General features: G+C 41.6%; 7 protein-coding genes. 4 read left to right on the top strand and 3 right to left on the bottom strand.

What is annotated here, in order from left to right; genetic code table 11:
- Positions 1-486 precede the first annotated feature (486 nt).
- Positions 487-1,203, top strand: a complete 717-nt coding sequence (locus tag Q0296_RS07040; protein ID WP_298038602.1) for a basic amino acid ABC transporter substrate-binding protein — start codon at positions 487-489, stop codon at positions 1,201-1,203.
- Between the two features lie 100 nt (positions 1,204-1,303).
- Complete coding sequence (locus Q0296_RS07035) at positions 1,304-4,042, top strand: pitrilysin family protein (RefSeq protein WP_298038599.1); 2,739 nt, start codon at positions 1,304-1,306, stop codon at positions 4,040-4,042.
- Positions 4,043-4,180: 138 nt separating this feature from the next.
- On the opposite strand, the gene Q0296_RS07030 is transcribed toward Q0296_RS07035, so the two are convergent.
- The 3 genes from Q0296_RS07030 to Q0296_RS07020 are packed head-to-tail and all read right to left on the bottom strand — an operon-like array spanning position 4,181 to position 5,682.
- Entirely contained in the window at positions 4,181-5,083 is a 903-nt protein-coding gene (locus Q0296_RS07030) for a hypothetical protein (RefSeq protein ID WP_298038596.1), read from the bottom strand.
- 51 nt (positions 5,084-5,134) lie between these two features.
- The gene (locus Q0296_RS07025; protein WP_298038594.1) at positions 5,135-5,356 is read right to left on the bottom strand and encodes a nicotinate phosphoribosyltransferase; all 222 of its coding nucleotides are present in this window, start codon (positions 5,354-5,356) and stop codon (positions 5,135-5,137) included.
- 32 nt (positions 5,357-5,388) lie between these two features.
- Positions 5,389-5,682: an antibiotic biosynthesis monooxygenase gene (locus tag Q0296_RS07020; protein WP_103639651.1), complete on the bottom strand. Its 294-nt coding sequence runs from the start codon at positions 5,680-5,682 to the stop codon at positions 5,389-5,391.
- A gap of 161 nt (positions 5,683-5,843) precedes the next feature.
- Between Q0296_RS07020 and Q0296_RS07015 the strand changes: the two genes are divergently transcribed.
- Positions 5,844-8,297: a molybdopterin-dependent oxidoreductase gene (locus Q0296_RS07015; RefSeq protein ID WP_298038588.1), complete on the top strand. Its 2,454-nt coding sequence runs from the start codon at positions 5,844-5,846 to the stop codon at positions 8,295-8,297.
- A gap of 88 nt (positions 8,298-8,385) precedes the next feature.
- A complete protein-coding gene (locus Q0296_RS07010; protein WP_298038586.1) occupies positions 8,386-9,492 on the top strand; it encodes a D-TA family PLP-dependent enzyme in 1,107 nt (368 codons plus the stop codon).
- The last annotated feature ends 146 nt before the right edge of the window (positions 9,493-9,638 follow it).

Here is a 9,638-nt window from a genome sequence, read left to right as displayed (position 1 = left end):
TGGATGAGATGGCTAAAGCTATAGTTGAAGATGTTAGGAAGAAGAAATTCTAAAAGGCTTATTGTAAAGATAACCAAAGACCACAATACAAAGCATAGCTCTCTAAACTATTAGAGAGCTATGTGAATTTAGGCTAGATAAAATTTACAAAGCAATATAATCAAATTTATAAATTTGCTTTATCCAAAAGGGAGACAAGGGGACTTGAATTACGAAGCCGTCCCCTTATCTCCCTTTAGATCCCACAATCCCCTCGCACGTTCAAGGTGCATGCGATAGCACTATCGTGCCGCATGCGTTTCAAAAGCTCTAATAAATTTTAGATATACTCGCTCATGAAATTTTAAAATTTGCCTGACCTCTTTTAGTGCACTTGCCTATACGCTTTACGAGCTTATGTAAATTTCTGCCATTGTGTTAAATTTAAACAAATTTTAATATATAAATGCCGATAATTAGGGCATTAAATCACCTTAAAGGATAGACATGAAAAAGATCTTTGCTCTTTTACTCACGGCTTTTGTTGCTCTTTGTGCAAACGAGCTAAAATTTGGTACAGCGGCAAACTACCCGCCATTTGAATACATCGATGAAAACAACAAAATAACAGGCTTTGACATCGATTTGATAGATGAAATTTCAAAGCGTGCTGGTTTTTCATACAAGATCATAAATATGAGCTTTGATGGTCTCATCCCAGCGCTTAAAGCTGGCAAGATAAATGGCATTATAAGTGCGATGAGTGCGACTCCTGATAGACTAAAGTCGATTGATTTTACAAAGCCATACTACCTAACTGAAAACATCTACCTAAAGAAAAAAGGCAACGACACTTTAAAAGCTAAAGAGGAGCTAGCTGGCAAAAAAGTAGGCGTGCAACAAGGCACCATCCAAGAGCTAGCTGCAAATGCGATAAATGGCGCAAAAGTAGTGCCTTCAGAAGATACTGTGCCACTCATCATGGGGCTAAAAGTTGGCAAATTTGACGCGGTTATCCTTGATAGCTCGATCGGCTATGGCTTTATCAAGAAAAACCCTGAAGTAGAGGCATTTTTCAAAGAGGTCGATGGTAGCGAGGGCTTTTCAGTCGCTTTTGATAAAAATAAAGAGAGCGAGCTTATCGCTAAGATAAATCAAATTTTAGATGAGATGAAAAAAGACGGCAGCTACGACGCATTGCTTAAAAAATACGAATTAAAATAACACCTCCCAACTAGCCTGCAAATTTAGCAGGCTAGCTTTATCTTGCATTTTAAAATTTATACTAAAATCCGCTTTTACATAGAAATTTAAAGGACGGATTATGAGAAAAATTCTGCTACTTTTATGCCTAGCGCTTAGCCTCTTTGCCTTGCAAAATGACAAAGATATGCTAAGTGGTGAGCTTGAAAACGGGCTTAAATACTATATAAAAGAGAATAAATTTCCACAAAAAACGGCCATCTTTTACCTAGTTGTAAACTCAGGCTCGACTGATGAGAGAGAGGGCGAGCAGGGGCTTGCGCACTTTTTGGAGCACATGGCGTTTAATGGCAGCCGCGACTTTAGCAAAAATGAGCTAATAAAGCAGCTTGAGAGCCTTGGGGTCAAATTTGGCGCTGATCTAAACGCGCAAACAAGCTACGATCAGACGAGCTACACGCTAAGCATAAATGTAAATGAGAAAAATTTAAAGGATGTTTTTAAGGTCTTTTCAAACTGGATCGATGGCGTAAAGATCGATGCAGGCGAGCTTGATAAGGAGCGTGGCGTCATAATGGAGGAGGAGCGCCAGCGAAACACGCCAGCTTATAGGCTCTATCTTGCCCAAAGCAAGGACATCTTTGCAGGTAGCATCTATCAAAAAAGAGTGCCTATAGGCGACATGAACGTGATAAAAAGCGTGGATGCTAAGCACATGCAAGAGTTTTACGAGAGGCTTTATCAGCCAAGATTTATGAGCTTTGTGGCAGTTGGCGACTTTGATAAAAACGAGATAAAAACTCTGATAGAAAAAAGCTTTAGCGCAGCAAAAAATAGCAACTCTTATGCTCATCCAGACAAAAGCATCGCTTTTAAAGATGGGCTAAACGTCTTTAACTACGACGCAAACGAGACGGCGGCTCAGTTTGTAAGACTTAGCTTTTTTGATAAATTTAAGCCAGTCTTGGATGAGGCTGATGTGAAGAGAAATTTAAAAGACGCGCTAATAGCTAGCCTTATAAATATGCTTTATGAGCAAAAAAATGCAAATAATTCATCAAATTTAAGCGTTGATTTTATGGCGCAAACACTTCAAGCAAAGCAAAAAATTTATAGTTTTGAGGCAAATGCGATCGGAGATGATTTTAACGCTAGCCTTAAAGATATGTTAAGCGTTTTAAAGGGCATTGAGAAATTTGGCTTTAATAAAGGCGATTTTAGCGATGTGAAAAAGGCGTTTGTGGCAAACGTAGAGGCTAAATTTAAACGCTCAAAAACTAAAAAATCAAGCGTTTATGCAGGTGAAATTTTAAACATGATCGAAAATGGCGGCTTTGTGCTAAGCGATGAAGATAGCAAAAACCTTAGCCTAAAGCTCTTAAACGAGATCACGCTTGAAGAGGTAAATGCTAGATTTAGGCAAATTTTAGCCATACCTGATGAGCGCGTGAGGGTCTTTAGTAAAGATGGCTTTAAGCTTAGCAAAGATGCCTTTTTAAAGCTAAAAGATGAGGCAAAACCTTACGATACAAATTTAGCTAACCAGAGCCTAAATAAGAGCCTTGGCAATGAAAATTTAGAGCCAAAAGATATCCTTTCTAGCGAATTTGACCAAAAGCATGGCATCTACACTTATAAGCTGCCAAATGGCTCGCAAGTCATCTTTAAGCCACTAGCTACCAAAAAAGATAGCATCTTGTTTGCAGCCATTAGCAAGGGTGGCACTTCAGATCTAGCTGATCCTAAGCTTGGCGGCTTTGCAGTTGCGCTCACAAATGAAAGTGGTGTTGGCAAATTTAACAACTACGAGCTTTCAAAGGTGCTAAACGACAAGATAGTAAGCTATGAAAAGAGCATAGAGGCGCTTACACAGGGCATTTACGGCTCTTCAAGCAGTGGCGATCTTGGCTCGCTGCTAGCTGTTATAAATTTAGAGTTTAGCTCCCCAAGAGCCGATGCAAACGTGCTTGAGAGGATAAAACAAAGAACAAAAGATGAGCTAGTTAAAGAGCAAAATTTGCCTGAATATAAATTTAGCACCGAATTTAGCAAGTTTTTTTACGAAAACAATAAGCGTGTAGCGCCCATCGAGATGGCGCAGATCGACGCGCTAAAGCTAAATGAGCTAAAAAAGGTCATCAAAGATAAATTTACAAACGCAGCCTCATACACCTTCGTAATCATCGGTGACACTGACGAGGAGAGGCTTTTGCCACTTGTTAAAAAGTATATCGCCACCTTGCCTAAGCTTGGCGAGGCTGAAAATTTTAAAGATGACGGCGTGCGAAGTATCAAGGGGCAGCACACCTTTAAAAGGGAGTATCAAAGCACAAAAAGAAGCGATGTGAGCGTGGATATAATAAATTTAGATACAAAATACAGCTTCAAAGAGGTGATCAAGCTAAGAGCGCTAAGCTCAGTCTTAAAAACGGCGCTTCGAGAAAAGATCAGAGAAGACAAAGGTCAAACATACGGCTTTAGTCTAAATGCCAAGCTCGCTCGCTATCCGTATGAGTACTCAAAGGCGGTGATAGGCTTTACTTGCGACCCTGCAAACACGGACAAGATCATCGCCGAGATAAAGGAGATAATAGCTAGCATTAAGCGTGATGGCGCACTCTTGCCAAAACATTTGGAGGATTTTAAGGCGCAGAGTGAAATTTCTATAAAAAAAGATTACGAAAAGCCTGAGTTTTGGCAAAATCTCATCATCTCAAATAAAATTTTTAACACGCCACTTTACACGGCTGATGAGTATATAGATGCGGTCAAAGCGCTCACAGATGACGACATCAAAGAGGCTGCTAGGCTATATCTTGATGAGAAAAATATGGTGATAAGTATAAATAATCCAAAGTAGAAATTTTTTGGGCTAGGCTGGCTGGTTCTTTAAATTTAACCATGAATATAAATTTATAGAGCGAAGCTGGCTCTTTAAAATTTAAGATTGAGCAGAAAATTTAGTAGCAAAGCCAGCCCCAAAATTTAAACCCTAAAGCTAAGCCAGTATATCCTTTGGCTTTAGCTTGTTTAGCTTTTGCACTAGATCATCAAAGCTTGCGCCATTTTCGACCTCGCGCCTGATAAATTCCTCAAAAAACTCACGTTTTATATCCTTATCCGTGTAGGTCACACTCTTTTTGGTAACTTGCATAGGCTTAAATTTCTCTTCTTCTATATCTTCGTCGCCATCTTCTTTAACTGGCGTAAGGGCGATATTTTGCAGCACATCAGCGATATTTTCGCCCTTTTCATAACTTGTTTTTAGAAATTTCAAAAACTCATCTTTGCTATTTTTATCAGCGTAGCTTACACGCTGCGCCATCGCTTGACCTAAGATTTCTATGCGTTTTTTAGCCGATGTTTGCTCGTAGTGTAAAGCCCCGTCTTTAAAAGAAATTTTCACATTTGCATGCTCGCCAAGTATCCTTTCGGCGGTAAATTCCAGCCATTTGTCTTTAAATTTATCTATGCTTAGATCAGAGTCTAGTAAATTTGTAGCTTCGCGGTTTAGATAAAGTGTGCCATTGGCGTGGTTGATTAGAATTTTCAGGTTGTCGGTGGCAATAGCATATATATTGTAAGTTTTGTTAAACTCATCTACGCTAAAGCCGTTTTTCTCGCTGGTTAGAATGGAGCTTGCTCGCCAAAGCTTCGTGCTATCAACGAAATTTTTAAGGCTAGCAACTTCATCTTTACCCATAGAGCTATCAAGCCCGTTCATCTTGCCCCAAATAGAAATTTTATCATTTGACGAGTAGCCAGAGAGCGATAGATGCTTGATGTCTAGGGTTTGAGGAGAAATTTTTACTTTGCCTAAATTTGCGATAGCCGTTGGCTGCTTATTAAAAGCATCTTGATAGTTAAAGCTTTGATTAAATCCATTTAGCGCGTTTATCATGTCAAATCCTTTAACACTATATCGGCAAATGGATTTAAATTTTAAGTTGGATTATTTTTTATTGCGGTATTTTTCGAAAATGGCGATCATCTGGTGCGAGTCTTGCGCGACTTTGAGCTTGTTTGGGTTTTTGCTAAGCAGCTCTTCTCTTAGGGCGTCGATAAATTCCTTGTCCTTTTTGCAGGCTTCAAGGCTCACACGCCCTCTAAGTATAGCCATAAACATAACATCGGCAGTCGCGTTTATCATCTCAAGCATTTTTTCTTCGCTCATTTTTCTAAATTTTGCCCCTTTTAAAGCAAATATTATTCCTTTGCGTCCACGAAATTTATTATTTTCACCTCTTGGCTCTCTTTGCAAGCCTCCAGTGCAGCTGCGTTTTTCACCATGTGAGCGCTCTTCATATGCTCTTTTTGGCTCTCTAAATTTTCCCAGCTCTCCATAAAGCAGTATTCGCTTTTAGTGCCTGCAACTACGCCACACTCGTAGCTTATGCAGCCTTTGTCTTTTCTTGAAGCTGGCACGATCTCTTTTAAAATTTCTTCAAATTTCGCCTCACATCCAGCTTTTAACTTTACATTTACATAAAATCCTACCATTTCCCTATCCTTTAATATTTTTTGGCTAAAATAACGCAATTTAGACGCAAGTTTGCGTATTACATTACAAGGCCTTTTCATGACAAGATGATACAAAATACTAAATTTATAACTCATAAAACCAACCAAAAACAGTAAATTTAACCAAATTCGGAGAAAAAATGAAAAGACGAGACTTTTTAAAGCTTGGTGCCTTAAGTGCAGCAAGCCTTCAGGCAAAAGAGCTTGACGGAGCAGCTCAGGCGCTTTTTGACAAGCAAAGCGGACTAAGTGCAAACAAATTTGGCCCATTTTATGTAAAAACTATCGCAGGGCGCGTTGTAGAGACTGAGCCATTTGAGGGCGATGCGTGCCCAAATGAGCTAAACAACGCACTTCTTGATCATATCCAAAACGAAAGCCGTGTAAAATATCCATTTGTTAGAAAGAGCTTTTTGGCTGACCCAAACAACCCAAAGCCAGAGCTTCGTGGCAAAGAGGAGTTTGTGCGCGTTAGCTGGGACGAAGCTATAAAACTAAGTGCGAAAATTTTAAAAGAAAATTTTGATAAATACGGCGCTGAAGCGATCTACGGACAGGTTTATCAGTGGGGTAGCCTTGGCAAAGTTGGTCACAGCCAAAAGACCGCAAAGAGGCTACTTAACGTGCTTGGCGGATACGTAAATGAGCTTGGTGGCTACTCATACGGCGCAGCGACTGTCATCATGCCTCACATCACAGGCTCGATCGACCCAACACTAGCGCCAACAAAGTGGGAGGCTATCTTAAAAAATGCCAAAACGATCGTATTTTGGGGCACAAACCCAGTCGTTTCAAACAAGATCGCCATTGGCGTGCCGCTTCACAACTCATATAAATACTACGATGAGATCAGAAAAAAAGGCGAGAGCGGCGAGATGAAAATTTATAGCGTCGATGTTTATCACAACGAAAGCGCAAAATATTTTGGCGCAAAGTACCTTGAAGTTGTGCCTTGCACCGATACGGCGATGATGATAGGTATGTGTAACTACCTTTTTGAAAAGGGGCTTTACAGCAAAGAATTTATAGAAAAATACACCGTTGGCTTTGATAAATTTAAAGAGTATATGCTTGGCACAAAAGACGGGGTCAATAAAAACCTAGCTTGGGCAAGCAAAATTTGTGGCGTGAGCGAGCAAGAACTGGCAAAATTTAGCGAGGATCTAGCCAAAAACGACTCAGTCATAGTTAGCGGCTACGCCATACAAAGGCAAGATCACGGTGAGATGGCCTACTGGGCGCTTGTGACGCTAAATGCGATGCTTGGACACATCGGCAAAGAGGGTTGTGGCTTTGTTACAAATGACGGCATGCACAAAAACGCCGATGAGAGCTTCATAGCGCCCAAACTAGCGGCTTTTGAGACAAAAGTGCCTCAAAAATTTATAGATAGCGGACTAGTGCCAAAGACTAAGGGATATGAGCTGCCAAACTCAAGGCTCATAGACGCACTTTTAAGCCCTGGCAAAGAGATAACTAGAAATGGCAAGAGCTACAAGCTACCAAAGATCAGAGTGATGTTTAACGCCAACGGCTCGACATTTACAAGGCACCCAGAGACAAATAGAGCGATAAAAGCTATGCAAAAAGTTAGCGCGATCATCACTTGCGAGCCATTTTGGACGAGCACGGCAAAACTAAGCGACATCGTCCTGCCAGCTGCGCTTGAATGCGAGCGAACGGACATCGAGTTGGCAAACTCAACTAGCGAGTATCTCTTTGCCATTAAGCCGCTTGTTGCGCCATTTGGCGAGAGCAAGAGCGACTTCGAGATCGCAAGGCTCATAGCAAAAGAGTGGGGAAGGGAAGAGGCATTTAGTGAGGGCAAAAGCGAGCTAGAGTGGGTCAAGGAAATTTACGAAGATGCCGTTAAAAAGGCTGCTGGGCTTGGATATGAGAGCATGCCAAGCTTTGATGAGTTTTGGCAGAAGGGCTATTTTAGATTTGACAAGGTCGATGAGAAAAAACGCTACTTTACAAACTACAAGAAATTCCGTGACGACCCAGTTGCAAATCCACTAAAAACGCCATCTGGCAAGATAGAAATTTACTCTGAAACGGTCGCTGGCTTTGGCTACGACGACTGCCCACCGCATGCGACTTGGCTTGAGCCATTTGAGTGGCTGGGTGCGAAAAACAAAAAGTATCCTATCGCTATCAGTGGTGCTCACTCTAAATTTAGGCTTCACTCACAGCTAAATAACTCTGTGCTTCGCCATTTTAACGAGATCGCAGAGCGTGAGCCAGTGCTCATAAACCCAAAAACAGCCGAGGCTAGAGGGATAAAAATGGGCGATGTGGTGAAAATTTACAACGACAGGGGCGAAATTTTGTGCGGTGCATTTGTGACCGAGGACGTGCCACAAAACGTCGTCATCGTGAGCGAGGGAGCTTGGTACGACCCAGATGTGCCAGGCGAGAAGAGCCTTTGCTTGCACGGAAATTTAAACGTGCTCACAAAAGACGTGCCATCAAGCAAGATGAGCCAGAGCAATACCGCCCACACGAGCCTTGTCGAGGTTGAGAAATTTAAGGGCACGCCAAAGCGTGTCAGGGCATTTGACGCACCAAAGATCGGCGCAAGAAAGGCCTAAAAGTAACACTTTGAAAATTTAAAGTGCTAAAAGCTATCCTTTTTTAAATAATTAGAGTTAAAATCTAAGAAAAAAGAAAGGATAGCTCATGAAAATCACCGAAATAGACACCCCAGCGCTACTCATAGACAGGGAGATAGTGCTAAAAAACTTAGAAAAAATGCAAAAATACGCTGATAAATTTAATGTAAGCTTAAGACCACATACCAAAACGCACAAGATGCCATACTTTGCAAAACTGCAAGTAGAGTGCGGCGCAAATGGCATCACAGTGGCAAAGGTGGGCGAGGCTGAAGTGATGGCAAAAGAGGGGTTAAGCGACATTTTTATCGCAAATGAGATCGTCACAAGGCAGAAATTTGCTCGTATCATAGCTATGCAAAAAGCTGGCGTTAAAGTGAGCTTTGGCGTCGATAGTGTGGGCGTTTTAAGGCTAATTGATGAGGTATTTGGCGAGGCCGGCGAGATAGCTAGGCTGCTTGTTGAGATAGAAGTTGGCGAAAACCGCTCAGGTGTCATAGAAGAGGGCGATTTTAGAGCTTTGATGAGCGCTTTTGGGGAGTGTAAAAACGTGGAATTTTGCGGTGTTTTCTCGCATGATGGCCACTCATACAAGGCAAAAGATAAGCGCGAGTGCGAGCAAATTTTTAAAGTGGCAACCGAGAGAACGCTAAAATTTGCTGATATCGCGCGAGAGTTTGGATATGAAAATTTTACCGTTAGCATCGGCTCGACGCCGTCGCTGATAAATGATTTTGAGATACCAAAAGGCGTTACAGAGCTTCGCCCTGGCACATATATATTTATGGATGCGTCGCAGGCAAATGCTTATGGCAGCTTTGATATGAACGCTGCTAGCGTGCTTAGTGTCGTGATCTCAAGGCCGACTGCGACCCGCACGATCCTTGATGCTGGAGCAAAGGCGCTAACTAAAGAGAGGCGCAGTGAGGGCTTTTGCACGACGCCTGGCATGGGGCTCATCGCAGAGCATGAAGTGTGGATAGATAACCTGTTTGACGAGCATGCGATCATCTTAAATGAGAAATTTGCTAACAGCGTGCGTGTGGGCGATCTCGTGCGGATCTATCCAAATCACATCTGTCCGGTGGTAAATTTATATGACTATGCCTATCTTGTAAGCGGCGATGAGGTCTGCGAGAAAGTGCCAGTTTTGGCCCGCGGAAGGATAGAGTAGGGACTTAAAAGTAAATTTGTAAAATTTTTTTGCAAATTTAATGTCTTTGAGCAAATTTTAAAATCTCATTCACCCCTAAGAGTTGACTACTAAAATTTGGCTTCGCTTGTAGCTTAGCTCAAATTTTAGAGCCGAAATTATTCGTT

This window comes from uncultured Campylobacter sp. (genome assembly GCF_937890585.1).
Classification (GTDB): Bacteria; Campylobacterota; Campylobacteria; order Campylobacterales; family Campylobacteraceae; genus Campylobacter_A.
This window is presented reverse-complemented; position numbering and strand designations above follow the sequence as displayed.

Excerpts from the sequence above, each read along its gene's own strand:
- Q0296_RS07040 (WP_298038602.1), top strand. The coding sequence starts at position 487 with ATGAAAAAGATCTTTGCTCTTTTACTCACGGCTTTTGTTGCTCTTTGT.
- Q0296_RS07035 (WP_298038599.1), top strand. The coding sequence starts at position 1,304 with ATGAGAAAAATTCTGCTACTTTTATGCCTAGCGCTTAGCCTCTTTGCC.
- Q0296_RS07030 (WP_298038596.1), bottom strand. The coding sequence starts at position 5,083 with ATGATAAACGCGCTAAATGGATTTAATCAAAGCTTTAACTATCAAGAT.
- Q0296_RS07025 (WP_298038594.1), bottom strand. The coding sequence starts at position 5,356 with ATGAGCGAAGAAAAAATGCTTGAGATGATAAACGCGACTGCCGATGTT.
- Q0296_RS07020 (WP_103639651.1), bottom strand. The coding sequence starts at position 5,682 with ATGGTAGGATTTTATGTAAATGTAAAGTTAAAAGCTGGATGTGAGGCG.
- Q0296_RS07015 (WP_298038588.1), top strand. The coding sequence starts at position 5,844 with ATGAAAAGACGAGACTTTTTAAAGCTTGGTGCCTTAAGTGCAGCAAGC.
- Q0296_RS07010 (WP_298038586.1), top strand. The coding sequence starts at position 8,386 with ATGAAAATCACCGAAATAGACACCCCAGCGCTACTCATAGACAGGGAG.